General features: G+C 67.8%; 29 protein-coding genes. 13 read left to right on the top strand and 16 right to left on the bottom strand.

Annotation, left to right across the window (positions count from 1 at the left end; translation table 11 throughout):
- The first annotated feature begins 70 nt into the window (after positions 1–70).
- A complete protein-coding gene (locus AC5O77_RS08825; protein ID WP_032129926.1) occupies positions 71–1,342 on the top strand; it encodes a sensor histidine kinase in 1,272 nt (423 codons plus the stop codon).
- A gap of 231 nt (positions 1,343–1,573) precedes the next feature.
- On the opposite strand, the gene AC5O77_RS08820 is transcribed toward AC5O77_RS08825, so the two are convergent.
- Positions 1,574–2,275: an SGNH/GDSL hydrolase family protein gene (locus AC5O77_RS08820; RefSeq protein WP_478057637.1), complete on the bottom strand. Its 702-nt coding sequence runs from the start codon at positions 2,273–2,275 to the stop codon at positions 1,574–1,576.
- Positions 2,276–2,488: 213 nt separating this feature from the next.
- Here AC5O77_RS08820 and AC5O77_RS08815 point away from each other — a divergent pair, with 213 nt between their 5' ends.
- The 10 genes from AC5O77_RS08815 to AC5O77_RS08770 all read left to right on the top strand — a co-directional run bounded on the left by AC5O77_RS08815 (position 2,489) and on the right by AC5O77_RS08770 (position 10,458).
- Positions 2,489–2,884 carry a diacylglycerol kinase gene (locus AC5O77_RS08815; protein WP_032129924.1) on the top strand — a complete coding sequence of 132 codons (396 nt, stop codon included), beginning with the start codon at positions 2,489–2,491 and terminating at the stop codon, positions 2,882–2,884.
- Between the two features lie 32 nt (positions 2,885–2,916).
- The gene (locus tag AC5O77_RS08810) at positions 2,917–3,666 is read left to right on the top strand and encodes a TerC family protein (RefSeq protein ID WP_004144462.1); all 750 of its coding nucleotides are present in this window, start codon (positions 2,917–2,919) and stop codon (positions 3,664–3,666) included.
- A 220-nt stretch (positions 3,667–3,886) separates the two neighbouring features.
- Positions 3,887–5,047: an MFS transporter gene (locus AC5O77_RS08805; RefSeq protein ID WP_478057636.1), complete on the top strand. Its 1,161-nt coding sequence runs from the start codon at positions 3,887–3,889 to the stop codon at positions 5,045–5,047.
- A gap of 610 nt (positions 5,048–5,657) precedes the next feature.
- Positions 5,658–6,278 carry a LemA family protein gene (locus AC5O77_RS08800; protein ID WP_032130538.1) on the top strand — a complete coding sequence of 207 codons (621 nt, stop codon included), beginning with the start codon at positions 5,658–5,660 and terminating at the stop codon, positions 6,276–6,278.
- A 3-nt stretch (positions 6,279–6,281) separates the two neighbouring features.
- On the top strand, positions 6,282–7,169 hold the full coding sequence (locus AC5O77_RS08795; RefSeq protein WP_100437906.1) for a TPM domain-containing protein: 888 nt from the start codon (positions 6,282–6,284) through the stop codon (positions 7,167–7,169).
- On the top strand, positions 7,169–7,663 hold the full coding sequence (locus tag AC5O77_RS08790) for a TPM domain-containing protein (RefSeq protein WP_032966445.1): 495 nt from the start codon (positions 7,169–7,171) through the stop codon (positions 7,661–7,663). The genes AC5O77_RS08795 and AC5O77_RS08790 overlap by 1 nt, the downstream gene beginning before the upstream one ends.
- 51 nt (positions 7,664–7,714) lie before the next feature.
- Positions 7,715–8,602, top strand: coding sequence for a prolipoprotein diacylglyceryl transferase (lgt, locus tag AC5O77_RS08785; RefSeq protein WP_478057635.1), 888 nt, complete (start codon positions 7,715–7,717; stop codon positions 8,600–8,602).
- The gene (locus AC5O77_RS08780; RefSeq protein ID WP_478057634.1) at positions 8,599–9,393 is read left to right on the top strand and encodes a thymidylate synthase; all 795 of its coding nucleotides are present in this window, start codon (positions 8,599–8,601) and stop codon (positions 9,391–9,393) included. The genes lgt and AC5O77_RS08780 overlap by 4 nt, the downstream gene beginning before the upstream one ends.
- A gap of 8 nt (positions 9,394–9,401) precedes the next feature.
- On the top strand, positions 9,402–9,953 hold the full coding sequence (locus AC5O77_RS08775) for a hypothetical protein (RefSeq protein ID WP_478057633.1): 552 nt from the start codon (positions 9,402–9,404) through the stop codon (positions 9,951–9,953).
- Positions 9,954–9,966: 13 nt separating this feature from the next.
- Entirely contained in the window at positions 9,967–10,458 is a 492-nt protein-coding gene (locus tag AC5O77_RS08770) for a dihydrofolate reductase (protein WP_049440214.1), read from the top strand.
- Between the two features lie 127 nt (positions 10,459–10,585).
- On the opposite strand, the gene AC5O77_RS08765 is transcribed toward AC5O77_RS08770, so the two are convergent.
- The 10 genes from AC5O77_RS08765 to AC5O77_RS08720 form a co-directional block, all read right to left on the bottom strand.
- A complete protein-coding gene (locus AC5O77_RS08765) occupies positions 10,586–11,233 on the bottom strand; it encodes a DUF1287 domain-containing protein (RefSeq protein ID WP_478057632.1) in 648 nt (215 codons plus the stop codon).
- Positions 11,230–12,255: a symmetrical bis(5'-nucleosyl)-tetraphosphatase gene (locus tag AC5O77_RS08760; protein WP_121504905.1), complete on the bottom strand. Its 1,026-nt coding sequence runs from the start codon at positions 12,253–12,255 to the stop codon at positions 11,230–11,232. Before AC5O77_RS08760 ends, AC5O77_RS08765 begins: the two co-directional genes overlap by 4 nt.
- A 15-nt stretch (positions 12,256–12,270) precedes the next feature.
- Positions 12,271–12,654 carry a Co2+/Mg2+ efflux facilitator ApaG/CorD gene (apaG, locus tag AC5O77_RS08755; protein ID WP_005412297.1) on the bottom strand — a complete coding sequence of 128 codons (384 nt, stop codon included), beginning with the start codon at positions 12,652–12,654 and terminating at the stop codon, positions 12,271–12,273.
- A 13-nt stretch (positions 12,655–12,667) separates the two neighbouring features.
- Positions 12,668–13,471, bottom strand: a complete 804-nt coding sequence (rsmA, locus tag AC5O77_RS08750) for a 16S rRNA (adenine(1518)-N(6)/adenine(1519)-N(6))-dimethyltransferase RsmA (protein ID WP_049398140.1) — start codon at positions 13,469–13,471, stop codon at positions 12,668–12,670.
- On the bottom strand, positions 13,468–14,448 hold the full coding sequence (pdxA, locus tag AC5O77_RS08745; protein WP_049398141.1) for a 4-hydroxythreonine-4-phosphate dehydrogenase PdxA: 981 nt from the start codon (positions 14,446–14,448) through the stop codon (positions 13,468–13,470). Before pdxA ends, rsmA begins: the two co-directional genes overlap by 4 nt.
- A 3-nt stretch (positions 14,449–14,451) precedes the next feature.
- On the bottom strand, positions 14,452–15,798 hold the full coding sequence (locus AC5O77_RS08740; protein WP_032129906.1) for a peptidylprolyl isomerase: 1,347 nt from the start codon (positions 15,796–15,798) through the stop codon (positions 14,452–14,454).
- The gene (lptD, locus tag AC5O77_RS08735) at positions 15,795–18,296 is read right to left on the bottom strand and encodes an LPS-assembly protein LptD (RefSeq protein WP_149908808.1); all 2,502 of its coding nucleotides are present in this window, start codon (positions 18,294–18,296) and stop codon (positions 15,795–15,797) included. Before lptD ends, AC5O77_RS08740 begins: the two co-directional genes overlap by 4 nt.
- Before the next feature lie 89 nt (positions 18,297–18,385).
- Positions 18,386–19,324, bottom strand: a complete 939-nt coding sequence (locus AC5O77_RS08730; RefSeq protein WP_478057630.1) for a histone deacetylase family protein — start codon at positions 19,322–19,324, stop codon at positions 18,386–18,388.
- A 9-nt stretch (positions 19,325–19,333) separates the two neighbouring features.
- Complete coding sequence (locus tag AC5O77_RS08725) at positions 19,334–19,888, bottom strand: cob(I)yrinic acid a,c-diamide adenosyltransferase (protein WP_100437913.1); 555 nt, start codon at positions 19,886–19,888, stop codon at positions 19,334–19,336.
- Positions 19,889–19,896: 8 nt separating this feature from the next.
- Positions 19,897–20,481 (bottom strand): hypothetical protein, encoded by a 585-nt coding sequence (locus AC5O77_RS08720; protein ID WP_032129909.1) that lies wholly within the window; start codon positions 20,479–20,481, stop codon positions 19,897–19,899.
- A gap of 105 nt (positions 20,482–20,586) precedes the next feature.
- On the opposite strand from AC5O77_RS08720, the gene ubiH reads away from it, so the two are divergent.
- On the top strand, positions 20,587–21,795 hold the full coding sequence (gene ubiH, locus AC5O77_RS08715; RefSeq protein WP_478057629.1) for a 2-octaprenyl-6-methoxyphenyl hydroxylase: 1,209 nt from the start codon (positions 20,587–20,589) through the stop codon (positions 21,793–21,795).
- Positions 21,792–22,973 (top strand): UbiH/UbiF family hydroxylase, encoded by a 1,182-nt coding sequence (locus AC5O77_RS08710; protein ID WP_032129911.1) that lies wholly within the window; start codon positions 21,792–21,794, stop codon positions 22,971–22,973. The genes ubiH and AC5O77_RS08710 overlap by 4 nt, the downstream gene beginning before the upstream one ends.
- 68 nt (positions 22,974–23,041) lie before the next feature.
- On the opposite strand, the gene AC5O77_RS08705 is transcribed toward AC5O77_RS08710, so the two are convergent.
- The 5 genes from AC5O77_RS08705 to AC5O77_RS08685 form a co-directional block, all read right to left on the bottom strand.
- Positions 23,042–23,437: an EF-hand domain-containing protein gene (locus tag AC5O77_RS08705; RefSeq protein WP_100437916.1), complete on the bottom strand. Its 396-nt coding sequence runs from the start codon at positions 23,435–23,437 to the stop codon at positions 23,042–23,044.
- 47 nt (positions 23,438–23,484) lie between these two features.
- Positions 23,485–24,552: a 23S rRNA (cytidine(2498)-2'-O)-methyltransferase RlmM gene (gene rlmM, locus AC5O77_RS08700; RefSeq protein ID WP_478057628.1), complete on the bottom strand. Its 1,068-nt coding sequence runs from the start codon at positions 24,550–24,552 to the stop codon at positions 23,485–23,487.
- On the bottom strand, positions 24,536–25,096 hold the full coding sequence (locus AC5O77_RS08695; RefSeq protein WP_004154307.1) for a nucleoside deaminase: 561 nt from the start codon (positions 25,094–25,096) through the stop codon (positions 24,536–24,538). Before AC5O77_RS08695 ends, rlmM begins: the two co-directional genes overlap by 17 nt.
- Before the next feature lie 98 nt (positions 25,097–25,194).
- A complete protein-coding gene (locus AC5O77_RS08690; RefSeq protein ID WP_478057627.1) occupies positions 25,195–25,917 on the bottom strand; it encodes a DUF6348 family protein in 723 nt (240 codons plus the stop codon).
- 50 nt (positions 25,918–25,967) lie between these two features.
- Positions 25,968–26,621, bottom strand: coding sequence for a membrane protein (locus AC5O77_RS08685; RefSeq protein ID WP_049460927.1), 654 nt, complete (start codon positions 26,619–26,621; stop codon positions 25,968–25,970).
- Positions 26,622–26,626 lie beyond the last annotated feature (5 nt).

Genomic DNA, 26,626 nt, shown 5'->3' with positions numbered 1-26,626 from the left:
GTCATCGCCCGTGCATCCCAACGGCGCGGTGCGCTGCCTATAATCGCAGCGCTCTGACCGGGACCCCGCAATGCCGCACGGCCTGCCGCGCAAGATCCGTATCGCTTTCATCCTGCAGGCAGTGCTGGCCAGCCTGGGCATCCTGCTCGGTGCGTGGCTGGTTTCGCTGGTGATCAAGCACAGCCTGGTCGGCGCCGCCCTGCGCGAGGAGGCGGCGTACTTCTGGACGCTGCACGAGGCCTCGCCGGTGCAGCCGCCACCCAACACCCAGAACATCCGTGGCTACCTGCTGGAAAGCGGGCAGTCGGCCCTGTCGTTGCCGGCCAATCTGCGCAACCTGGAGCCCGGCTTCCACGAACTGCCCAAGGACGACCAGCTGGTGCTGGTCGATGTGCGCCCGGCCGGCCGCCTGTACCTGGTGTTCCTGCGATCGCGCGCGGAAATGCTGGCGTTCTGGTTCGGCATCGTGCCGGTGCTGCTGACCCTGCTGGCGGTGTATGGCGCCAGTTGGGTCACCTATCGTGCTTCCAAGCGCCTGGTATCGCCGGTGAACTGGCTGGCGCGACGCGTCTCGCGCTGGGACCCGGGCCACCCGGAGGCGGCCGACCTGGAGCCGAACAAGCTGCCGGCGGACATGCAGGGCGAGACCCGCCAGCTGGCGGCCGCACTGCATTCGCTGGCCAACCGGGTCAGCGCACACGTGGCGCGCGAGCGCAATTTCACCCGCGATGCCAGCCATGAACTGCGCACACCGTTGACCGTCATCCGCGTGGCCAGCGACATGGCGCTGGGCGATGACAGCCTGGAGCCGCGCCTGCGCCGCAGCCTGCAGCGCATCCAGCGTGCCGGCCGTGACATGGAGGCGGTGATCGATGCCTTCCTGATCCTGGCCCGCGAGGCCGACGTCGAGCCCCAGGTCGAGCTGTTCGACGTCAACGACATCGTCCGCTACGAAGTGGACAACGCCAACGAGCTGCTGGGTACGCGCCCGGTGTCGGTGCACCTGCACAGCGATGGCCCGGTGCAGCTGCATGCGCCGCCGCGGGTGCTGCAGGTGGTGGTCAGCAACCTGGTGCGCAACGCGTGCAGCTATACCGACGAAGGGCGCATCGACGTGCATGTGCACAACGATCGGGTGGTGGTGCGCGATACCGGTATCGGCATGTCGGCCGACGCACTGTCGCGGGCCTTCGAGCCGTTCTACCGCGCCGAGCCGAGCCGCCCGCAGGGCACCGGCCTGGGCCTGTCGATCGTGCGCCGGCTGTGCGACCGCTTCGGCTGGAAGGTCAGCCTGGCCAGCGAGCCGGGTCAGGGCACCGAGGCCACGGTGATCTTCCGGTAGAGGGCTTTTGCCGGGCTGCGCCCGGCACCCGCCGAGGCGACATCAACATCAAAAGCGGGCATTCCGTGAAATGGCGGGGCGGTGTGGGTTTGCAGGACACGCCGTAAACCCGTCCATGGGGGCTCGATGGCGCCATCCATGGCGCCAACGGTCCTGCAAACCCACACCGCCCCGCCTTCGACAGTTTCCCGCGATCCGCAGTAGATCCACGCCATGCGTGGATGGGGTTGCTCAGTTGCACTTCACCTTCGGCGCCAGCGCCCTGGTCCAGATCGCATAGCCGGCCGGGGTCATGTGCAGCATGTCCTCGCGGAACAGCGACGCATCCGGCTGGCCGTCGGCGCCCAGCATCGGCGTGTAGACGTCGGTGAAACCGGTGTTGGGCAGCTTGGCCAGGGCTGCCTTGATCAGCGTGTTGGCCTCGTTGATCGCCGGCAGCAGGTGCACGCGCGACGGGCTTGGCTTGATCGACAGGTACTCCACCTTCGTCTTCGGCAGGTCGCGATGCACGCGCTGCACGAAGGCAACCACATCGTCGCGCACCTGCACGGCGCTGCGGCCGCTGTTGAGGTCGTTGTCACCGGCGTAGAAGAACACCTTGCACGGTGCATATGGCACCACGATCTGGCCGGCATACCAGGTGCTGTCGCGCACTTCCGAACCGCCGAAACCACGGTTGAACACCGGCTCGCCGGGGAAGTCGGCTGCCAGGCCTTCCCACATGCGGATCGAGGAGCTGCCGATGAACTCGATGCCGCCCCGTGGCGGCGGGCTGGCCTGGTCGGCGCTGGCAAAGTGGGCCATGTCGCCGGCCCAGGCCACGTTGGAGACCTGCTCGGGCACGCGCGGCGGCTTGGCCGGGCTCAGCGCCTGGGCCAGGGGGGCGGCGGTCAGCAGGCCCAGCATCAGCAGGCAGGTACGGCGACGGGACATCAGGCGCTCCAGCAGGGAAGGGGAAAGCCATCATAGAAGCTGGGGCGGGCCGGGGCTTGCCCCTGGCAGTCCATTCACCGGGCCGGTGCCGGGATGCGGCTGGCGGCCTTGTGGCAAAATGGCGGCCATCTGCCTATCCCTGTGCACCCATGATTCCCTGCCGTGCGTCTGAGCGGTCGCTGCGCCGCGCCCCTGTTGCTGGATGTTCGACCCGTGGCTGATCAGTTCGGCCATCTGCCCCGCGGCCCGCGCCGCATCTTCCAGGCCGCCCGCTGGTCCTGGCAGGGCCTGCGCGCCGCCTGGCTGCATGAGTCCTCGTTCCGGCTGGAGGTCTACCTGCTGATCCTGCTGACCCCGGTCGCGGTCTGGCTGGGCCAGACCCCGGTCGAGCGTGCGCTGCTGATCGGCTCGATGCTGCTGGTGCTGGCGATGGAACTGGCCAACTCGGCCATCGAGGCGGTGATCGAACGTTACGGCAGCGAGATCCACGAGCTGGCCGGCCGCGCCAAGGACATGGGTTCGGCGGCAGTGTTCGTGCTGATGATGAACGTGCTTCTGTGCTGGGCGCTGGTCGTGGTCCCGCATGCAATGGCCGGCAATTACGGCTGATCCCCATTCCCCCACTGCCCTGAAGAGTTTCCATGTCCTTTGAGTTCCTCGCCGACCCCAATGCCTGGGTGACCCTGTTCACCCTGAGCGCACTGGAAATCGTGCTCGGCATCGACAACCTGGTGTTCATTTCCATCGCGGTCAGCAAGCTGCCGGAAGAGCGTCGCCCGTTCGCGCGCAAGCTCGGCATCGCCGTGGCCTGCATTACCCGCATCGCCCTGCTGGTGTCGCTGGCCTATCTGGCGCACATGTCCGCCAACCTGTTCACCGTGGCTGGTATGGGCATCTCCATCCGCGATCTGGTGCTGATCGTCGGTGGCCTGTTCCTGATCATCAAGGGCTACATGGAGATCAAGGAACTGATCACCGGTGGCGAAGACGAGAACCCGGCCACCAGCAAGGCCTCGGGTGTATTCGGCATGGTCATCCTGCAGATCGCCATCATCGACATCGTGTTCTCGCTGGACTCGGTGATCACCGCCGTCGGCATCGCCGATCACATCCCGGTGATGGTCGCCGCCATCCTGCTGTCGGTGCTGGTGATGCTGCTGGCCGCCAACCCGCTGGGCCGCTTCATCGACGCAAACCCGACCGTGAAGATGCTGGCACTGGCCTTCATCCTGCTGATCGGTGCGGTGCTGATCCTGGATGGCCTGGACGTGCACGTGCCCAAGCCCTACATCTATGCCGCCATGGGCTTCTCGGTGCTGGTGGAATGGCTGAACCTGCTGATGCGCCGCCGCGCACGCGATCACCACGTGCCGGGTGCTGGCGACTGGTAAGCAGATCACAGGCAAATGTGTGTCCCAGAACCCCCGGCCAGCGCCGGGGGTTCTGCGTTATGGGACCCATTGGGCTCGCCGGGCCATGCCCGGCGGGGAGGTTCCCGCCAGCTGTGAATTGAGGTCAACAGTGTTTTCCCGGGGCGAGGCTTAATCCGCGGCAGCAAAGCGCGCAGGCTACGCGCTCTTTTCCAGGACCTGTCCCACGCAGGATGACCCCATGAACTCCAGAGCCGCCTTGTTGGCCCTTGCCGTCGGCGCCTTCGCCATCGGCACCACTGAATTCGCGCCGATGGGCCTGCTGCCTGTCATTGCCGACGGCGTCGGCGTGAACATTCCCACCGCCGGCATGCTGATCACCGCCTATGCCGTGGGCGTGATGCTGGGCGCGCCGGTGATGACCCTGCTGATGGGACGGTTTGGCAAGCGCACCGCGCTGATGCTGCTGATGTCGATCTTCGTGGTCGGCAACCTGCTCTCGGCACTGGCCCCGAACTACGGCCTGCTGTTGCTGTCGCGTCTGGTCACCAGCCTCAATCACGGTGCCTTCTTCGGCATCGGTGCGGTGGTCGCCGCCAGCCTGGTGCCGAAGGACAAGCAGGCTGCCGCCGTGGCCACCATGTTCATGGGCCTGACCATCGCCAACATCGGCGGTGTGCCGCTGGCCACCTGGGTGGGCCAGCAGCTGGGCTGGCGTCTGTCCTTCGCCGGTACTGCGGTGCTGGGCCTGGTCGCGATCACCGCGCTCGGCCTCGCGCTGCCGGCATCCGCGCCGGGGCCGCGCCCGGACGTGCGCCGCGAACTGAGAGCGATCCTGCAGCCGCAGGTGCTGCTGGCGATGGCTACCACCGTGCTTGGCGCCGGCGCGATGTTCACCCTCTATACCTACGTGGCGCCGGTGCTGACCGAGCTGACCGGCGCGTCCAACGCCTTCATTGCGATGTCGCTGGCGCTGATCGGCATCGGCTTCACCTTCGGCAACGGCATCGGCGGGCGCATGGCCGACTGGTCGCTGGATGGCGCCACCCGCATCCTGCTGGCGGTCCTGGCCGTGTTGATGTTCGTGCTGCCGCTGGCTTTCATGAGCCACGTTACCGCAGCGCTCGGTGTGCTGCTGTTCGGCGCGGCGACTTTCGCCATCGTGCCGCCGTTGCAGATCCGGGTGATGCAGGCGGCCAGCGAGGCGCCGGGCCTGGCGTCGTCGATCAACGTCGGTGCGTTCAACCTGGGCAATGCCGTGGGTGCGGCGCTGGGCGGTGCGGTGATAAGTTCGGGCCTGGGCTATGCGGCGATTCCGGTGGCCGGTGGCCTGCTGGCGGCCTCAGGGTTGCTGCTGGCGTGGCTGGGGCGTCCGCGCACTTCGGTGGCCGAGGCTTGCTGAGAGGGGAGGGTTTCCGGCAGGGCTGCGCCCTGCACCCGCCGAAGCAACAGCAACAGCAACAGCCTGCATTCCGTGGGTTGGCGGGGTGGGTCCGGTTGCGGGGGACGCCGTGAATCCGTCCATGGAGGCTTGGCCGCGGCATCCATGCCGCGGACACCCCCGCAACCGGACCCACCCCGCCTTCGACAGATTCCCGCGGTCTGTCGGAACGGCGTTCTGCTTTGGTAGGTGTCGACCTTGGTCGACACGAATGCCTGAAGAATCGGCTTTTGCTTTTGTTTTTTCTTTTGATCTTCCCGCGGTGCGCAGGAAATTGTCCGTGGCCGGGAGGGTGGGTTGGCTGGGGGCGTGAGCCGCATGGGCCCGAGGCATGCCTCGGGCGGGTTGGGCAGGACGCCCAACCCCGGCCTTGCCGTGCGCGCAGGACAGCGCACACGAGCAAGCGGCGATCGAGCTTACATGGACGTACTTGCAGCGCCCCCCAGCCAACCCACCCTCCCGGCCAACCACAGAGAACCCGCCAGCCACCGCGGAGGGGGCGGCGCCCGATGGCCGGTCTTTCACCCGAACCATGGCATGCTCGGCGCCAAGCCCACCCGGAACCTCCGCCATGCGCCTGTTCACCCGTGTCCTGCCCCTGATGCTGTTGGCCTCCCTGCTCTCCGGCTGCGGCTACAACGCCATCCAGCAGAAGGATGAAGCGGTCAAGGCCAGCTGGTCGGAGGTCATCAACCAGTACAAGCGCCGCGCCGACCTGGTGCCCAACCTGGTGCAGACCGTGAAGGGCTTCGCCAGCCAGGAAGAGCGCGTGCTGACTGAAGTGACCAACGCCCGTTCGCGTGTCGGCCAGATCAACGTCAATGCCGACGACGAAGCCTCGCTCAAGCAGTTCCAGCAGGCCCAGGGCGAACTTGGCAGCGCGCTGTCGCGGCTGCTGGTGGTCACCGAGAACTACCCGGAACTGAAGTCGAACCAGAACTTCCGCGACCTGCAGGCGCAGCTGGAAGGTACCGAGAACCGGGTCACCGTCGCCCGCGGCCGTTACATCCAGCAGGTGCAGGACTACAACACCTACATCCGCTCGTTCCCGCAGGTGATCACCGCCAAGATCTTCGGCTACAAGACCAAGCCGAACTTCACCGTGGACAACGAAGCGCAGATCTCCAACGCGCCGGCGGTCGATTTCGGCAACGCGCCGCAGCAGCAGCCGGCACCGCAGCCGGGGACCTGATCGATGCGCCTGGCCTCTGCGCTGCTGGCCCTGCTGCTGTGGCTGCCGCTGGCCTCGCATGCGCAGCAGCTGGCGCCGGTTCCTGCGCTGGATTCGCCGGTGGTCGATACCACCGGCACGCTGGATGCCGCGCAGAAGCAGGCGCTGGTGCAGCAGGCGATCGAACTGCAGCAGCGCAAGGGCAGCCAGCTGCAGGTGCTGGTGGTGCCGACCACCCAGCCGGAGGACATCGCGCAGTACACCACGCGGGTCTTCGACCAGTGGCAGATCGGCCGCAAGGGCGTGGATGACGGGGTGCTGCTGGTGGTGGCCAAGGACGACCGGCGCGTGCGCATCGAGCCGGGCTACGGTCTGGAAGGCGCCATTCCCGATGCCATCGCCAACCGGGTCATCCAGGAATACCTGGTGCCGCGCTTCCGCAGCGGTGACTACGCCGGTGGCATCACCGACGCCACGGCGGTGCTGGTCAAGCTGATCGACGGCGAAACGCTGCCGGCACCGGTCAGCGGCCATCGCGGGCGTGAGCCCAGCGGTGGCGGCGATACCTGGTTCCTGGCGTTGTTCATCGGTGTGTTCGCCGGCAGCATCCTGCGCGGCGTGTTCTCGCGCGTGCCGCGACCGCTGCGCGGCCTTCTCGGCGGCGCCGGTGCAGCGCTGGCGGCGTTCCTGTTCACGTCCACGCTGCTGGCCAGTGGCCTGGCAGGCGTCGTAGGGCTGATCGTGGCCATGCTCTCCGGTCATCCGGGCCGCTTTGCCGGCGGCGGCGGCTGGGGCGGTGGCAGCTGGGGTGGCGGAGGCGGCTTCGGCGGGGGCGGTGGATTTGGTGGTGGCGGCGGCTGGGGTGGCGGTGGTGGCCGCTCCGGTGGTGGCGGTGCTTCGGGGGGCTGGTGATGATCCAACGTCTATGTCGGCACGTGTTTTCGCCGTCGGTACGGCGCGCGTTCCCGCCCGCCACATTGCAGGCGATAACCGAGGCCATCGCGGCCGGTGAGCAGCGCCACGGTGGGCAGGTGATGTTCGCGGTGGAAGCGGACCTGCCGCTGGCCGCGCTGTGGCACAAGGTCACCCCGCGCCAGGCTGCCGAGCATGCCTTTGCCCGCCTGCGCACCTGGGATACCACCCACAACAACGGTGTACTGATCTACCTGCTGCTGGCTGACCACGCCATCGAGATCGTCGCCGACCGGGGCCTGCAGGGCCGGGTCAGTCCGGCGCAGTGGCAGCGGGTCTGCACCCACCTGCGCGAGGGCCTGCGTGGTTCCCATCCGGTGGAAGCGCTGCAGGATGCCATCGACGAGGTCTCCAGCCTGATCGAAGGGCACTTTCCGGCCTCGACGCGGTCGAACGATGACGCGTTGCCGAACTCGCCCCAGCTCCTTGGTTGAGCCGGGGCGGCACTGGCCCGAGAATAGGCGTTCAACCGCAAGGCACCTTCCATGATCTATTTCCACGACATCGACCCCATCGCCCTCTCGCTGGGGCCGATCAAGGTGCACTGGTACGGCATCATGTACCTGCTCGGCTTCACTGCGGCCTGGCTGCTGGGCCGCAAGCGCATCGCTGACGGGCGCCTGCCGGGTGTCGATGCCAACGGCTTCTCCGACCTGCTGTTCTACGCCATGCTCGGCGTGGTGCTGGGCGGGCGCATCGGCTACATGCTGTTCTACGCGCTGGGCGATTTCCTGCACAACCCGCTGCTGCTGTTCAAGGTGTGGGATGGCGGCATGAGTTTCCACGGCGGCCTGCTGGGCGTGATTGCCGCCTGCTGGTGGTGGTCGCGCAAGCACAAGCTGCATTTCTTCGACACCATGGACTTCATGGCGCCGCTGGTGCCGCTGGGCCTGGGCTTCGGCCGTATTGGCAATTTCATCGGTGCCGAGCTGTGGGGCAAGTACACCGATGGCAGCTGGGGCGTGGTGTTCCCGTCCGGCCTGCCGGCCCCGCTGAACCAGCTCGACACCGCCACCCTGCAGGCGCAGTTCGCCACCGGCGCGCTGAACCCGTACGCCCGCCATCCCTCGCAGCTGTATGAAGCGGCGCTGGAAGGCCTGGTGATGTTCGTGGTGCTGTGGACGGTGTCGGCCAAGCCACGCCATCGCTACCTGATCGGTGGCCTGTTCGCCCTGCTGTACGGCATCTTCCGCTTCGCGGTCGAGTTCGTGCGCATGCCCGACAACGGCATCTACATGGCCTTCGGCTGGCTGACCAAGGGCCAGATCCTGTGCGTGCCGCTCATCGCCTTCGGGCTGGTGCTGCTGGTCCTGTCGCGCCGCGCACCGGTGCTGCAGCCGCAGCCGATGGTGGCCGCGGAGGGCAAGGCATGAAGGCCTACCTCGACCTGCTGTCGCATGTGCTCGAGCACGGCACCGAGAAGAGTGATCGCACCGGCACCGGCACGCGCAGCGTGTTCGGCTGGCAGATGCGCTTCGACCTCAGCGAAGGCTTCCCGCTGGTCACCACCAAGAAACTGCACCTGCGCTCGATCATCCACGAGCTGCTGTGGTTCCTGAAGGGCGATACCAACATCGGCTACCTGAAGGACAACCAGGTGCGCATCTGGGACGAGTGGGCCGACGAGAACGGCGACCTCGGCCCGGTCTACGGCAAGCAGTGGCGCAGCTGGGCCACCGCCGATGGCCGCGAGATCGACCAGATGCAGTGGCTGGTGGACGAGATCAAGCGCAACCCCGATTCGCGCCGGCTGGTGGTCAGCGCCTGGAACGTGGGCGAGCTTTCGCAGATGGCGCTGATGCCGTGCCACAACCTGTTCCAGTTCTACGTAGTGGACGGCAAGCTCAGCTGCCAGCTGTACCAGCGCAGCGGCGACATTTTCCTCGGTGTGCCGTTCAACATCGCCAGTTACGCGCTGCTGACCCACATGGTGGCGCAGGCCACCGGCCTGGGCGTGGGTGACTTCGTGCACACGCTGGGCGATGCGCACCTGTATTCGAACCACTTCGAGCAGGCCCGCGAGCAGCTGTCGCGTGAGCCGCGCGCGCTGCCGAAGCTGTGGTTGAACCCGGAGGTGACCGACCTGTTCGGCTTCCAGTTCGACGACATCCGCATCGACGGCTACGATCCGCATCCGGCGATCAAGGCGCCGGTGGCGGTATGAGCGCGCGCATGCTTTCCCGCTGCCTGTTGGCGCTGTGTGCCGCGCTGCCTCTGGGCATGGCCCAGGCCGCACCGTCGGATACGCTGTCGCTGGCCAGGCAGGTCAATGATCAGATCGTGCACAAGCACATGCGCGAGGAAGTGCAGGCGTTCGCCGGGGCATTCAACGGCAGCACGATGATGCCCCAGGATGTGCCGGAAGGCTGCCGGGCACAGATGCGTGAGGCGGTGACCGGCATGTACACGGCGATGACCGAGCACCTGAAGGCGGGCGTCGAGAACCCGGCGTATCAGCGTGAGCTTGAACAGGGTCTGGCCACCGTCTATTCCAACGACCAGCTGAAGGCGTTCCTGGCGCGCGGTGCCAGTGACGATATCGCTGCGCTGTCGGCAGAGATCCTGTCGGGACCGGGCCTGAAGGAGATCGAAGAGGCGCAGAAGCAGAAGATCCTCGCTGGCCTGGATGAGCAGACCACGTCCAGCCCTGCGCTGGCTGCGGCATTGCAGGCCGCCAGTGCCGCGAACGCTGCCTGCGAACGCCTGCAGATCGACGCCAGCTGAGGAGGTGGTAGCAATGAAGCTGTCGATGATCGTGGCGCTGGACCGCAACCGTGGCATCGGCCAGGGCAATGCCATGCCCTGGCACCTGCCGGATGATTTCAAGCACTTCAAGGCGCTCACCCTGGGCAAGCCGATCCTGATGGGGCGCAAGACGGCCGAGTCGATCGGCCGCGTGCTGCCGGGGCGGACCAACCTGGTGCTGACCCGCAGCGGCCAGGTGCCGTTCGAGGGCATGCGCGCGGTGGCGTCGCTGGACGAGGCGAAGGCGATTGCCGAAGGCGAGGGCGCCAGCGAGCTGTGCATCATCGGCGGCGGCGAGATCTTCCACCAGCTGCTGGACCAGGCCAGTGACCTGTACCTGACCTGGGTGGATGCCGAAGTCCCCGCCGATACCCATTTCCCCGAAGTGGACGTGCAGGACTGGCAGGAAGTGAGCAGCGAGCCGCACCCGGCGGACGAACGACACGCCTACGCGTTCCGCTTCGTGCACTACGTGCGCCGCTGATCGCGGAAATACCAACGAAAACACCGACGGGGTAGAGTCGACTGTTAGTCGACTATCGCGCGCAGCGCGGGGTTTTCAGAGGGCGTCAGGAGCAGTCGACTAACAGTCGACTCTACCGGGACTGTCGCTACGGCATCCGGTAATGCCCGATGATGGCGTGCCGGAACAGCAGGTTCTCTTCGAGGGTGCCGCGCGCGATGTTGTGCAGTACCAGCGGCGTGCCATCGGCCAGCTGCCGGTCGGAGACGATGCCCACATGCAGCAGGCCGTTGCCGTTGAGCTTCCAGGCAACGATGTCACCGGCCGCATAGTCGGTGGCGAGGGCGGTGATCGGTTGCTGCCAGCCCTGCCGTTCGAACCAGCGCATCAGGTTCGGTACACGACGATGATCGATGTTGCGGTCCGGCCGTGACAGGCCCCAGATCGCCGGATAGGCACTGAAGTTGCCGCGCATGTCTTCATGCACGCGTGCCTGCAGGTCCAGGCCCTGGCTGCGCAGGGCGCGCACCACCACATCGGTGCACACGCCGCGATCCAGTGGCACGTCGCCGCCGGGATAGGCCAGCACTTGATAGGCAGGGTCGTAGCGGGTGGTGACGCCGATCTGCGCGCGCGCCGCAGCCACCAGTGGCGGCGAAGGCGCCTGTGGTGGCGTCGGTGTGCGTTCAGCGCTGTCCGCAGCCGTGGGAGCAGTCGGCGAGCCGGGCTGGCAGCCGCTGGCCAGGGCCAGCGTCAGCAGCAGCACCGTCCATGGTGCCCAGCCGTGCCGCGTCATGCCTGCGGCGGGGTGCTGTTGTTGTTGGGACCGCCGGAGCCACCACCACCACCGCCACCACGGCGACGACGACGGCGCGGGCCGCGGTTGCCCGGGTTGGCGGCCGGAGCATTGCCGCCGCCCTGTTCCTTGCCCTGCGCCGGTGCAGCCGGGCGCTCGTGCGCCGGGCGCGCTGGCGGGCGGGCGTTGGGCACGGGTGCCGGTACATCGCGGCCTGGCACCTGCACCACGCGCAGTTCATCGGTATCGAGCTGGATCGCGGTCAGCTTGCCGCCCCAGACCGCGCCGGTGTCGATGGCGTGCACGCCCTGGGTGATGGTCAGGCCCAGCGCCGACCAGTGGCCGCAGACCACCTTGAGGTCACGCTCGACCCGGCCCGGCACTTCGAACCAGGGATACAGCCCCTGTTCCTGGGTGCCCGGCGTGCCCTTGTCCTCGATGCCGATACGCCCGCGCGGGGTGCAGTAGCGCATGCGGGTGAGCACGTTGATGATCGCGCGCGAGCGGTCGTAGCCGGACAGGTTCGGTGCCCAGCTCGGCTTGTCGCCGTACATGTTGCGGAACAGCTTGCGGTAGCCGGCGCCGTGCAGCTGTACCTCGACTTCGGCTGCATGCTTCTCGGCCATCTGCGTGGTCCACTTCGGCGCCAGGCCGGCGTGCACCATCATCCAGCCCAGCTCGCGGTCCACGTGCACCAGCTTCTGCAGGCGCAGCCAATCCAGCAGTTCGTCGCGGTCCTCGGCCTGCACGATGCGCAGCAGGTCCGGGTTGACCTTGCGCTGTTCCTCTTCGGTGCGCGCACCGACGGCCAGCAGCGAAAGGTCATGGTTGCCCAGCACCACCACGCTGTGCTCGCGCAGCGAATGCACCAGCCGCAGCGTTTCCAGTGACTGGCCACCGCGGTTGACCAGGTCGCCGCAGAACCACAGGGTGTCCTGCGCCGGGTCGAAACGGATCTTCTCCAGCAGTCGCTGGGTGACGTCATAGCAGCCCTGCAGGTCGCCGATCGCCCACACACTCATCGTTCGGCCTCCGTGTCAGTGCAGGGTACGCGGGATGGCCAGCACGAAAGGTGCGACCGGCGCGGCAAATTCGGTGCCGTCGTCGGCGACCATGTCGTAGTGGCCCTGCATGGTCCCGTGATCGGTCCCCAGCATGACACCGGACGTGTAATGGAAGTCTTCACCGGGACGCAGGCGCGGCTGCTCGCCGATCACCCCGTCACCATCGACATGCTCGACGCGGCCGTTGGCATCGGTGATGCGCCAGTGGCGTGCGACCAGGCGCGCGGCAACACGCCCCTGGTTGTGGATGCGGATCGTGTAGGCGAACGCATAGCGCCCGTCTTCCGGCGCGGATTGATCGTCGAGGAAGCGCGGAGCGACTTCGACGGAGATGGCATAAACGTCAGCGTCTTCCATACCGGCAGTGTAATCAGGAGGCATTGGCCAAAGCGATGAATTCGGCCACGTCCAGCTGTTCGGCGCGGGCATCGGGACGCACGCCGGCGGCAACGAACTGTTCGGCGGACACCACGTTGTTCAGGGCGTTGCGCAGGGTCTTGCGGCGCTGCCCGAAGGCGGCCTTGACCACCTCGGCGAAACGCTTGTGGTCGTGGATGTTGATCGTGGCCGGGTCACGCGGCACCAGCCGCACCACGGCCGAATCGACCTTCGGCGGCGGCCGGAACGCGCCCGGCGGCACCACGAACAGCGAGGTCACCTGGCAGTAGGCCTGCAGCATCACGCTGAGCCGGCCATACACCTTGCTGCCGGGGCCGGCGGCCATGCGGTCGACCACTTCCTTCTGCAGCATGAAGTGCATGTCGCGGATCACCGCCGCATGTTCCAGTGCATGGAACAGGATCGGCGAGGAGATGTTGTAGGGCAGGTTGCCGACCAGGCGGATCGGCTGGCCGGCAGCCAGCTCGGTGAAGTCCACGCGCAGCACGTCGCGGTGGACGATGGTCAGCTCGCCCAGCGGCTCGGCGGCGGCGGTCAGCGGCGCGATCAGGTCGCGGTCGAACTCGATCACCGTCAGTTTCGGATGCACGCGCAGCAGCGGCAGGGTGATCGCGCCCTGGCCGGGGCCGATCTCGACCAGGCGGTCACCGTCTTTCGGGTTGACCGCCATCACGATCTTGTCGATGTAGTGGCGGTCGGCCAGGAAATGCTGGCCAAGCTGCTTCTTGGCCGGGGCGGTGAACACCGGGCCGGAGGGGGAATGCGGGGAATTCATGCGCTCAGTGTACGTTGCCGCGCAAGCTGCGCACACAACGTCGTTGCCGCCTGCAGGCTGGAAGGATCGGCAATGCCGCGGCCGGCAAGGTCCAGCGCGGTGCCATGGTCCACCGCCACGCGCGGGTAGGGCAGGCCCAGGGTCAGGTTCACCGCCTGCTCGAAGCCCGAATACTTCAGCACCGGCAGGCCCTGGTCGTGGTACATCGCCAGCACGGTGTCGAAGCCTGCCAGCTTGGCCGGCAGGAAGGCGGTATCGGCCGGCAGCGGCCCGATCAGGTCCATGCCCTCTGCGCGCAGGCGCTGCAGCAGCGGGATGACCAGGTCCAGTTCCTCGCGGCCCAGATGACCGTCTTCACCGGCATGCGGGTTCAGGCCGAGCACGGCGATGCGTGGCGCGGGCAGGCCGAATTCGCGGCGCAGCGCAGCGTGCACGGTGCGCAGGGTGTGTTCCAGGCCGGGCGCGGTGATCGCGTCGGCCACCTCGCGCAGTGGCAGGTGGGTGGTGGCCAGGGCCACGCGCACGATGTGGTTGGCCAGCATCATCACCACCTTCACCCCGGCCTGGTCGGCCAGCAGTTCGGTGGTGCCGCTGTAGGCGATGCCGCCTTCGTTGATGACCGCCTTGTGCACCGGGCCGGTGACGACGCCGTGCAGTTCGCCGGACAGACAGGCCTGGCCGGCACCGAGCAGGGCGCCGATGACGGCGCCGGCATTGGCCGGATTGGCCTGGCCGAAGTGGCTGGGCACGGTATTGGCTACCACGCGCACACGCAGATCGCCGGGGACGCGTGCTTCGGCGTCCTCGGGCAACAGCTGCAGGGGCAGGTTCAGCGCGGCCGCGGCCGCGCGCAGGGTATCCGGGTCGGCGAAGGCCAGCAGCCGGCAATCTTCACGCGGCTGCTGGACGAGGCGGACACACAGCTCCGGGCCGATCCCGGCGGGCTCGCCCGGTACCAGAGCGAGCTCGGGGCGCATCGGTCAGGACTGCGGCGGCGTGGCGGTGTTTTCCGCGCGGTCGCCGCTGCGGAAGCTGACGTAGGCTTCGCCACGCAGTTCCTGCAGGAAGCGGTTGTACTCGTCTTCCAGCTTGCGGCGGCCGATGGTCTCGCGGACCTGGGCACGCTGGTTGTCAGTGGTCACGTCGGTCTGGCGGGTGCCCACGCGCTGCACGATGTGCCAGCCGGCATCGGTGCGGAACGGCTGGCTGACGCCGCCATCCTGGATGCCGGACACCTGCTGGCCGAACGCCGGACCGAACGCGTCGGCCGGGAACCAGCCCAGATCGCCGCCCTGGCCCTTGCTGTTGTTGTCCTCGGAGGACTCCTTGGCCACGGTCTCGAAGTCCGCGCCACCGGCGATGCGGGCACGCAGGGTATCGATCTTGGCCTTGGCGGCAGCGTCGGTCTGGTGATCGTCCACGCGCACCAGGATGTGGCGGCCGTGGTACTCGGTGACCGTGTGCTCGCCACCGCTGGCGGCGCTGGCATCACGCACTTCCACCAGCTTCAGCAGCTGGAAGCCGCTGGGGCCGCGGATCGGGCCGACCACTTCGCCGGGCTTCATCTTTTCCATCATCTGCGCGAAGGCCTGCGGGATTTCGTCCAGGCTGCGCCAGCCCAGGTCCCCGCCTTCCAGCGCGTTGGGGCTGTCCGAATAACGCACGGCGGCGGCGTTGAAGTCCAGCTCACCCTTGTCCAGCAGGGCCTTCACGCCTTCGGCCTTCTTCTGGCCGGTGGCGATCTGGTCGGCGTTGGAGCCGTCGGGCAGGGCGATCAGGATGTGCGCCAGGTGGTACTGGTTGCCAACCGTGGCCTGCTGCTTCAGGGCGGCGTCGACTTCGCCCTCGCTGACGCTGATGCGGCTCTGCGCGAAGCTCTGGCGCAGGCGCTGCACGGTGATTTCATCGCGCACCGAAGCGCGGAAATCGTTGAAGTCGATGCCGTCGTGGGCCAGGCGCTGGCGCAGTGCATCCAGGTTCGAGCCGTTCTGCTGGGCGATGGCATTCATCGCCTGGTTCAGCTCCTGGTCGCTGACGCGGATGCCGCTGCCCTGGGCGCGGGCCACCTGCAGCTTGACCAGCACCAGGCGCTCGAGCACCTGGCGGCTGAGCACGTCTTCCGGCGGCAGCTGGTTCTCACGGCCGGCGTACTGCGCCTTGATGTTGGCGATCGCACGCTGGAGCTCGCTCTGCAGGATCACGTCCTCGTCGACGACGGCGGCAATGCGGTCCAACGGCTGCGCCTCCTGCGCGAGCACCTGCAGGGGGGCGGACACGCTGGACACCGCCAGCAGGGAGGCGAGAAGAACGGGGAAGCGCTTGGTCATGGGATCTGATTCGGATCGTAGTCATCCCGGGTCGCCCCGGTGTTGCTGGGCGGCACGAGATAGAGGTCGTCGCGGTTGTAGCCGAGGATAGCACGGCGCAGCGTACGGTCCGTGTCCTGGCCGATGGAGCTGAGGCCCTTGAGGACGAACTCCAGCTGGATGGAATTGTTCATGTCGCCTTCGCGGTTGCGCACGTAGCGGCGGGCCACTGCACGCACGGCCAGGCAGCAGCTGTCCCACTGCACGCCGGCGATGATCTCCAGCGGTTCCTTGTCCTGCAGCGAGTAGTAATACCGGCCCACCAGGCTCCAGCGCGCATTCAGCGGGTACAGGAACGACAGGTCGGCCTGCTCCAGCAGGGTCCGGTCATGCTTGTTGGCGGTCGCCGGGGCGCCGGCATTGATGCGGTAGCGGTAGCTGAGGTTGATCACGCCATCGTTGGGCATCAGATAACGGGCGCGGACGCTGGCCAGATCCTCGCGCTTGTACTTCGGGTCCCACTGGTAGGTGGCGCCCAGGGTCCAGCGGTCGTTGATCATGTAGTTGCCGTCGGCGATCCACGCCGACTTGCCCTTCTCCACCGGCGCGCCGCCCGGCGTGGTGCTCACCCGCGATTCGTCGAAGTACTGGATCTGGCCGATCGCGGCCGAGAAGCGTTCCTTGCCGGTGGTCTGGTCGATGAAGCGGGTGCCCAGTGCCAGGGTCAGCTGGTTGGCATCGTTCTGGCGGTCGGCGCCGGTATAGCGCGAGTCGCGGAACAGCTGGCCCCAGCTGAAGGTGAAGTCACGGGTGTCGAAGATCGGCAGCTCGTCCTGGTTGCGGTAGGGGGTGCGCAGGTAGAACAGGCGCGGCTCCAGGGTCTGCAGGAATGACTTGCCTCCGATCGACGTCTCGCGATCGAAGAACAGGCCGGCATCAAGGCTGCCGATCGGCAGGCTGCGGCTGGGCGAGGTATTGCCGCGCAGCTGTTCCGGGGTGGCCGTGGCCGGGTCGATGCCCTGCGAGCGCAGGATCTGGGCCTGGATGCCCCTTACCCCATCCACTAGACCACGGTCCAGTTGATAGGCGGTGTAGCGGTAGGCCAGGGTAGGGGTCACATACCAAGCTGCGCCACTGATCGGGAACGACACGTAGGGCTTCACGTCCAGTCGCGAACCGCCGCTGACACCGACGCCGTCGGTCCACTGCACTCCATTACGGGTGTACTGCAGATCCTCGCCGGCGCCGACGGCATTCTTGAAGTTGATGTCGTCATGCGTGAAACGCACCGCTTCGGTGTAGATGCCGGTTTCCAGCCACGGCAGCACCGGCTTGTTCCAGTTGAAGAACAGGCGTGGCTCGCGGTTGTAGGGCAGGGCGCGCTCGTCGAGGGTGTAGTCGGTCAGCTGCCAGCGGTCGGCCATGATGCCGGCCGTCCAGTTCTGGCCGGTGCCGTACAGGCCGATGGTGCTCTGCAGGTTGGAGGCGGTCACCCCCACCAGGCGGTTGGCGAAGTCCTCGACATAGCGTTCGTCGCTCACCCAGGCCAGGTTGGCGCGGGCCTGCCAGTGGCTGTTCACGTTGTGGTAGCCGTCGAACATCACCCGGCCGCGGTCGCGGTCGCGCAGCTTGTCGTTGGGCATGTAGCTGGTCAGCACCTCGCCACGGCCGCCGTTGTAGAGGTAGCGGAACTCATTGTCGAGCAGCAGGCCGCGCCGGCTCATGTAGCGCGGGGTCAGGGTGTCGTCGTAGTTCGGCGCCAGATTGAAGTAGATCGGCTGCGCGTAGTCGACACCGTTGCGGCCGGACATGCCCAGCTGCGGGAACAGCAGGCCGGTCTTGCGACGGTCATCGATCGGGAACTTGAAGTAGGGCGCCCACAGCACCGGCACCTTGCCGATGCGCAGCACGGCGTTGCGGGCCGTGCCGAAGCCTTCGTCGTTGTCCACTTCGATCTGCGGCGCCGACAGCTTCCATACCGGCTGCGACGGGTCGCAGGTGGTGTAGGTGGAGCGGTGCATCTGGCCGACCGCGCCCTGCAGGTCGACCGACTCGGCATCACCGTTGCCCCGGCGCGACACCAGCTGGTACTTGATGTCGGAGATCTTGTGGGTGTCGCTTTCCTGGTTGCCTTCGGCGCGCTTGGCGACCATCCGGATCGACCCGTCCTGGTAACGGACATTGCCGTCGGCGATGTAGTTGCCGGTCTCGGTGTCGAAGCTGAGCTTGTCGGTACCGACGAACTGGTCACCCCGGCGCAGCGCCACGTTGCCCTCGTACTGCGGCACGGTAGTGGTGCCCAGCAGCTGGTCGCCTTCGATGTCGGTCGGCTGGTTCTCGCGGGCGGCTGCGGCAGCAGCCTTGTCCTGGGCCGGGACCGGGGTGGGGGCGTCGGTGAACGCGGGAATGACGTCAGTGGCCGGGCACAGGCCCCAGTTGAGCGGCTTATCATCGGCCATCGCCGGCAGGCTGATGGCGATGCTCAGAGGCAGGGGAAGCAGGCGGAGGGCTCGGCGCACGCGGTTCGGATTCGGGCGAAAACGGACGGTAGCTTGCCCCATCCCTTGCATAGGGGCAATGAAGGGCGCCGGAGCCTGCCGGTTCGGGTTCATCCGGCGGAGGCACCCGCAGAGGGTGTGATCAGGGCCTGGACATGGGCCACGCTGCACTCGGCCAGGGCCTGCAGGTCGTAGCCTCCCTCCAGCATCGAGACCACCCGGCCGGCGGCGTGACGGCGTGCCAGCGCATGCAGCTCACGGGTGATCCAGGCGAAATCGTCGGTCTCCAGCATCAGATCGGCCTGCGGGTCGCGCAGGTGGGCGTCGAAGCCGGCGGAGATCAGCAGCAGCTGCGGACGGAAGTCGTCGATGGCTGGCAGCATCTCGTCGGCCCAGACGTTGCGGAAGCGGAAGCCGCCGCTGCCCGGTGGCAACAGGATGTTCATCAGGTTGCCGGCACCGCGGTCGCGGCGCAGGCCGGAATTGGGGAACAGCCCGGCCTGGTGGGTGCTGTAGTAGGAGACCCGGGCATCGTGCTGGAAGATGTCCTGGGTGCCATTGCCGTGGTGGACGTCGAAGTCGACCACCGCGATACGCTCCAGTCCGTGGCGGTCGCGGGCATAGGCGGCAGCGATGGCGATGTTGTTCAGCAGGCAGAAGCCCATCGCCGTGCTGCTGGTGGCGTGGTGGCCCGGCGGGCGTACCGCGCAGAAGGCCAGCGGGTCCTCGCCCAGCATCACCGCATCGACCGCGGCCACGCCGGCACCGGCGGCGTGCACGGCGGCGCTGGCCGAACCGGGCGAGGTCCAGGTGTCCATGTCCAGCTGGCGCAGCGGCGCGGTCTGCGGCTGCAGCACGAAGTCGAGCAGGGCGCTGTCGTGGACCCGAGTCAGTTCGCCGAACTTGGCCGGCGGCGCCTCGCGCCAGTCCAGCTGATCAGGGAAGGCGGCGTGCAGTGCGTCGAGTACGTACTGCAGGCGCTGCGGGCACTCCGGATGGCCGGGGCCGGGGTCATGCAGCAGGCAGGACGGATGGGAGTAGACCAGCATCGTGCCGACTCAGCGCTGGCGCTGCTGTGGCTGCCACAGCGCTTCGCCGTGGCCATCGGCACGGGCCAGCACCCGGGCCAGCACGAACAGCAGGTCCGACAGCCGGTTGAGGTACTGCAGCGCTTCGCTGCGCACAGCCTCGTGGCGGGCCAGGGTGACCGTTTCGCGCTCGGCGCGGCGGACAATGGTGCGCGCCAGGTGGCAGCGCGCGGCGGCTTCGCCGCCGGCCGGCAGGATGAATTCCTTCAGCATCGGCAGGTCGGCGTTGTAATGGTCCAGCTGCTGTTCCAGGGCCGAGACGTCGGCGGCGTGGATCGCGGCATGGCCGGGAACGCACAGCTCGGCGCCCAGGTCGAACAACTGGTGCTGCAGATGCACCACCAGCGCGCGCACATCCTCGGGCAGGGGCGCGGCCAACAGCAGGCCGAGCGCGGCATTGGCCTCGTCGACGGTGCCGTAGGACGCCACGCGGGCGTCATCCTTGGCTACGCGCTGGCCGTCGCCAAGGCCGGTACTGCCGTCGTCGCCGGTGCGGGTGTAGATGCGCGAGAGGCGATGACCCATGGCGCGGCTCAGTGGCGGATGTCGCGGCGGGCCTGCTGGAGCTTCAGCACCTGCTCCACGGCCAGCTGCAGGGCGGCGGCCAGCGCCACATAGATCGCCGTGGTGCGCAGGTAGGGCCCGAACCACTGCGCGTAGTTCTGTGCCCAGCCGGCCAGGGTCGGCTCGCCCACGTTGCGGCTGCTCCAGTAGAAACCGCCCTGTGCCAGCAGGTGGCAGACCGCCACCGAAGCGACCAGCAGCAGTGCGCCCTTGGCCAGTACCGGCCAGCGCGCGCTCTGGTAGTTGCGGCCCAGCAGCATGCCGCCGGCCCACAAAGAGAAGTAGGCCGGCAGCAGCAGCCAGTAGCCCGGCGACACGCAGTAGTGCTGCCAGAAATCCAGACCGCTGCTGCGGATCACGATCCAGTCCACCAGCACCGCGAACACCATCAGCAGCGGGAACGCCCAGCGCGTCCAGCGCGCCAGGTAGAAGCCACCGATGAAGAACACGGCCCAGGAGGCATCCGGAATGGCCGCGAAGTGATTGACCCGGGTCGCCGCCAGCAGCAGTACGAGTACGGACAGGACGAAGGCGCGGTTGGCGGTATCGGACATGGTGGGGCCCGGAGCGGATTCAGGTTTCATTCTAGCCCGCCGCGCAGGTTGGCGCAGGTGCCGCCCGTTCGGCGTACAGTCGGGGCGAGCGCGTATCATGAACACATGAGTGAACGACATGACGTGCTGATTGTCGGTGGTGGCCTGGTCGGTGCCAGCCTGGCCATCGCCCTGGACCGCCTGGGCCGCGACGTGGGCCTGCTTGAGGCCAGCCCGGCCGGCGAGCTGCCTGCGGTGTTCGACCAGCGCAATCTCAGTTTCGCCGCTGCCACCGTCAATGCGCTGACCGCGCTGGGGGTGATGCAGAAGCTGGCGATGGCACCGGGCCCGATCCGGCGCATCCATGTCAGTCGTGCCGGCGATTTCGGCCGTGTGCAGCTCGAAGCGGCCGATTACGACCGGCCGTGGTTCGGCCAGGTGGTGGTCGCGCGCGATTTCGGCCAGGCGCTGGAAGCGCGCCTGCAGGAACTGCCGCGCCTGCGCCGTTACCGGCCGATGCGGTTCCTTGGGCTGGGTGAGGTGGTCGATGGTTACCGCCAGGTACGGGTGGCTGACGAGGCCGGCGAGCGCGTGCTGCTGGCACGGCTGGTGGTCGGGGCCGATGGCACCACCAGCGGCGTGCGTGGCGCGCTGGGCATCGAGGTCGACCGTCATGATTTCCAGCAGACCCTGTTCGTGGCCCGCGTGCGCAGCCAGCGTGCGCCGGACGGCACCGCCTGGGAGCGGTTCACCGATACCGGCCCAACCGCCCTGCTGCCTCGCGGTGACCGCCACTTCGGAACCGTGCACGGCGTAGCGCGCGACCAGGCCGATGCGGTGATGGCGTTGGACGATGCGGCCTGGCTGCAACGCCTGCAGAGCGCGATCGGCTGGCGTGCCGGCCGCCTGCTCGAGTCCGGCCCGCGCAGCGCCTACCCGCTCATCCAGGTGCTGGCGCGCGCGCTGGCCGGTGAGCGCACGGTGCTGCTCGGCAATGCCGCGCAGACCATCCATCCGCTGGGCGCACAGGGCTTCAACCTGGGCCTTCGCGATGCGCTGACCCTGGCCGAACTGCTGGAGGATGCGCATGAGGACGCCGGCAGTGATGCACTGCTGAAGGCCTACGTCGCGCGTCGCGAGGAAGATCGCCGGCAGACGGTGGCGTTCTCCGGTGGGCTGGCACGATTGACCAGCAACGCGGCACCGCTGATGCGGCCGCTGCGCAGCCTCGGCCTGGTGGCCGCGCAGCGCGCGTCGGTGCAGTCGATGCTGGTTGGTGGTGCGATGGGCTTCCGTGGTGACGTGCCGCGCCTGTGCCGTGGAGAAGCCGCATGAGCCGGCGCACGCGGCTTGATGTGGCCATCGTCGGTGGGGGCGTGGTCGGTGCCGCGTGTGCGCTGGCGCTGGCCGATGCCGGCCTGTCGGTAGCGCTGGTGGAAGGCCGTGAACCGGCACCGTGGCAGGCCGCACAGCCGGACCTGCGCGTGTTCGCCTTCGCCGCTGACAACGTGCAGCTGTTGAGCCGCCTGGGTGTGTGGCCGGCGATCGCGCAGGCCCGCGCCTGGCCTTACCGGCGCATGCAGGTGTGGGATGCGGCCGGTGGCGAGGATCTGCTGTTCGACGCCGATCGCTTCGGCCGTCGTGAGCTGGGCTACATCGTCGAGAACGGCCTGCTGCAGGATCGCCTGTGGGCGGCGCTGCCGGCGGCGGGCGTGCAGCTGCACTGCCCGGCACGGGTGGAAGCGCTGGAACAGGATGAAGACGGCGTGCGCCTGCGGCTGGATGACGGGCGCCGCCTGGAAGCGGCACTGGCGGTGGCCGCCGACGGTGCCGAGTCAACCCTGCGCCAGCTGGCCGGGATCGAGGTTGAAAAGCATGACTACCACCAGCGTGGCGTGGTGGCCTATGTGGACAGCGATCTTCCCAACCAGGCCACGGCCTGGCAGCGCTTCCTGCCGACCGGGCCGCTGGCGCTGCTGCCGGTGGCCGAGCGCCGCAGTTCGATCGTCTGGACCCTGCCCGAGGATGAAGCGGCTCGCGTGCTGGCCCTGGACGAGGACGCCTTCAACCGCGAACTGACCCGTGCCTTCGCTGCGCGCCTGGGCGAACTGCGATTGGCGTCACCGCGTGCGGCCTTCCCGCTGCGTCGCCAGCTGGCCCGTCACTACGTGGCTGGCCGCGTGCTGGCGCTGGGTGATGCTGCGCATGTGGTGCATCCGCTGGCCGGGCAGGGCGTGAACCTGGGCCTGCGCGATGTCGCCGCCCTGCAGCAGTGGCTGGCGCCGTCGGCCGAACGCCGCGGCCAGCCGCGGCTGTCGCCGCAGCGCCTGCAGCGCTGGGCACGCGAACGGCGCAGCGACAACCACATCGCCGCCTACAGTTTCGATGCGATCAATCGGCTGTTCTCCAACGACGAGATGCACCTGACCCTGGCCCGCGGCCGCGCGCTGGGCTGTGTCGGCAAATGGCCGCCGCTGGTGCAGGCGTTCTGGAAGCGCGCCGCCGGGGTCTGATGCAAAAAGGGGACGGAGGGGATTAAGTCGTATGTGCACATACGACTTAATCCCCTCCGTCCCCTTTTTCAATCAACCAGCCAACCAGCCAGGTCGGCACGATCCAGCTTGCCGCGACGCTTCACGTCCAACGCATTGAACTCATCGGCCAGCGCCGGATTCGCCTGCGCTTCTTCGCGACTGATGAAACCATCGCTGTTCACATCCAGCGCAGCGAAGTGGATGCGGTACTGGCCGACCACGCTGCTCGGTTCCAGCGAACGCACGGTCACCTGTGCCTCGCCGGCTGGCCGTGCAATCTCGACGCTGCCGCTGACCCGGCCGGCATCCAGCGGTTGCTGGCGGATCGCGCCGCCGGTCGGGCCCAGTGGCTGGCTCTGTGCAGGGGTGTGCGGCAGCTGCTGGGCAATGGCCGGTGCGGCTGCCAGCACGGTGATCAGCATGGCGAGCGGGTGGTATCGCATGGTTCCCTTCCTCGGTAGCGCCGGGCCATGCCCGGCGGGCATGTTCCTCAGCGCAGCGGCGAGGCCAGTACCGTGATCTCCTCACGGTCGTGATAGAGCTGCTTGGCACGTACCACCAGCGGCTTGCCGGCCTGCTCCTGGAACAGGTCCAGGCACAAGCGGGTTTCGTCCCAGCGCTTCTTCATCGGCAGCTTCAGGTTGAAGATCGCGTGCCTGCACCAGCCTTCGCGGAACCAGGTGGCCATGCGTTCGGCCACGCGCCGCGGCTGCTCGACCATGTCGCAGACCATCCAGTCCAGCGGCTGTTCCGGGTGCCAGTGGAAGCCATCGGCGCGCAGGTGCTCGACCAGGCCGGTGTCCAGCACGTGCTGGCGCAGCGGGCCGTTGTCGATGCTCAGCACGTGCATGTGCTGGCGGGTCAGCACCCAGGTCCAGCCGCCGGGTGCGGCACCCAGGTCGGCCGCGCGCATGCCGGGCCTGGCCAGCGCCTCGCGCTCTTCCGGGGTCAACAGGGTCAGCAGTGCTTCGTCCAGCTTCAGCGCCGAACGCGATGGCGCTTCGGGCAGCAGCTTCAATCGCGGGATGCCCAGTGCCCACGGCGCGCTGTCGGCCGGGTCGGCCACGCAGACGAAGGCGTGGGTGCCGTCGACGAACACCACGTGCAGGCGCGGCAGGCGATCGTTCGGCTTGTCGGTGAGCTTGCCGGCCTTGCGCAGCGCCGGGCGCAGCGCATTGCCGAAGGCACGGGCCAGCCCGGACAGCGGCTTGCCGGCGTCCGAATCGGGATGTTCCACCCACAGGTCGCCGAAGCGCGGCGCATCGGCCAGCACCTCCAGCATCGGGGTGATGCGGTCGGCCGGGTCCAGCTGCGGCAGCTCGGCCAGCACCACCAGCTTCTGCCGCGCGAAGATCAGTTCGCGCCAGCGCAGGCGCGGCGCCAGTGCCGCAGCTTCTTCGCACATGAACAGCACGTAGCCATCATTGCGCTGGGTGCGCGCGTAGCCGGCGAAACCGGCTTCACCGGCGCGGAACTGCAGCTCGCCAGCCAGCTCGGGCTCGAAGCCCTGCCGGCACAGGCACAGCAGGCCGATGCCGGCCTCAGTAACGGGCGCCATCGCTTTCCCCATAGGCGCGCAGCACGCTGCGTGCGGCGTCGCGGTTCAGGCCCTGCACCACTTCGATGCCGCGCTTGTTGAGTTCACCCACCCAGTCGGCCGGCAGCGGGCCTTCGTCGAACGGGGTCAGCTCTTCGACGTCGGCCGAGTTGGCACCGATCAGCAGGCGGTCGATGCCGGCCCACACGGTGGCGCCGTAACACTGGCAGCACGGCTGCGAACTGGTGGCCAGGGTGACCGGCGACAGCACCGCGTTCAGGCGCGGGGTCTGCAGGCGCTGCTGGGCCAGCATGTAGGCCATGTTCTCGGCGTGCGCCAGCGAGGTCGCGTGCGGCATCACCCGGTTCACGCCGGCGGCGATGACCTTGTCATCCGGGCCGAACACCACTGCACCGAACGGGCCGCCACTGGCGTGCTCGACGTTCAACCGCGACAGCTCGATCGCTAGCGCGACCTTGGCCTCATCGCCCGGATATCGACGATCCAGGTCGATCTGGTCGTGGATCCAGGCGGGAAGGGTCAGGTGGACTTGCGCGTACAGCATCGCGGGGGCGCCTCGTAGTGGGATGGAAGAAAGTGCGGTTGCTTGGGAAACCGGCGCGCAGTGTAGCTGCACCGGCCTGTATCGGGTGTGGCGGCGGGTCAGCCCGGTGAGCCGGTGCGGATCACCACGTACTGCTTGCGGAATTCCAGCCCGGCCTGCGGCCAGCTGGCGGCGTAGGCGCGCAGCAGGGGCAGGGCGGCGGTAAAGTCGTGGCCGTTGACCCGGCAATCGGCCTCGCACAGGCCGTCGGCATCGCGCGAGGCGAACAGGCGGATGGCGAGGAATTGGCGGGCTTTCAGCAGCTCGTCGAAGGCCTCCATGCTACGCGTGAACAGGCAGCAGGGGCAGGAGCCATGATCGTCTTCGCTGCAGGTGGAGGCATCCACTTCCTGTGCACGGTAGTGCGCCAACGGCCCCAGCACCACGGTGCGCTCGTGTTCCTCGCCATCGTCACCGGCTGGATAGGTCAGGCCCATCATCGGCAGGCCCTGCGCGTCTTCGGCGCCGATCGCGGTCTGCAGCGTTGCCAGGTCCACCCGCACCCAGGTCTGAAAGCCGGACAACAGCGATGCCTGCTCATCGGCACCGTTGGCGTGCTGGTACTCGAACAGGCCATCGGCGAACAGCTGCGGATGCTGGGCCTCGATGACGGTGGATGTCTGCCAGCCGCCGTTGTCGCGCGCGTGCGCGGCCATCGCATGCGGGGTCAGGCGCAGGCCGCTGTCCAGCAGCAGCGCGTCGCCGTCGACGTGGCTGGCGATGCCGGCCTCCTGCAGGACCTGCTGCAGCAGCGGGAGGAGGTCGGTGGAGGTCGTGGTCATGTCAGGCCTGTGGATGGATGGGGTGGAACATCCAGGCAAGGCCTGGGGATCTAGCGGTCGAGCGCGTCAAGTTCGGCGCGATATCGCTGCGCGTCGGACTGCTGCTGCGGATCGTTGCCGTGGTCGCGCAGCCAGGTTTCCAGCTCGCGGCGATAGTCCGCGCGGAAATCGGCATTGCCCGGGCTGAAGTGCAGCTTGCGCGCCGCCACTTCCACCCGCTCGCGCGCGCTGGCCCGGGCCTGGGCGATGCCGTGCGGCGATTCATTGGTGAGGATGACGAAGTTGCGCGGGAAACCCGGCGTGTACTTGACCACGAACGGCTGGTCGGGCGCCGGGATGCGGATCGCGTTCTCCAGCGGCCACAGCGAGGCGGTGTTGGTGTGGAACACCACCTCCACGTCGCGGCCCTCGGCGGTACGCAGCACCCCTTCGTAGCGCCAGATGTACTGCTCGTTCATCGTCGAGCTGGTGCGCTCGGACTTCACGATCACTGCTTCACCACGCTCGCCCACCACGTTGAGGAAGGCGGCGTTGAGGAAGTGGCCGAGGAAGATGTTGAGCATCGCCAGCGGGAACACCACGATGGCGTAGCCCGGAAAACGCCGCCACCACGAGACCAGCCCGGCCAGCACCATCGCCGAAAAGAACGTCAGCAGCGGATGCTGCGAGATGAACCAGAACAGGACGGAGAGGGCGGTGATCATCGTCG

This window comes from Stenotrophomonas sp. INTA L402-1, assembly GCF_059295135.1.
Note: the sequence above shows the minus strand (reverse complement) of the source record. Positions and strands in the feature narration are given on the sequence as shown.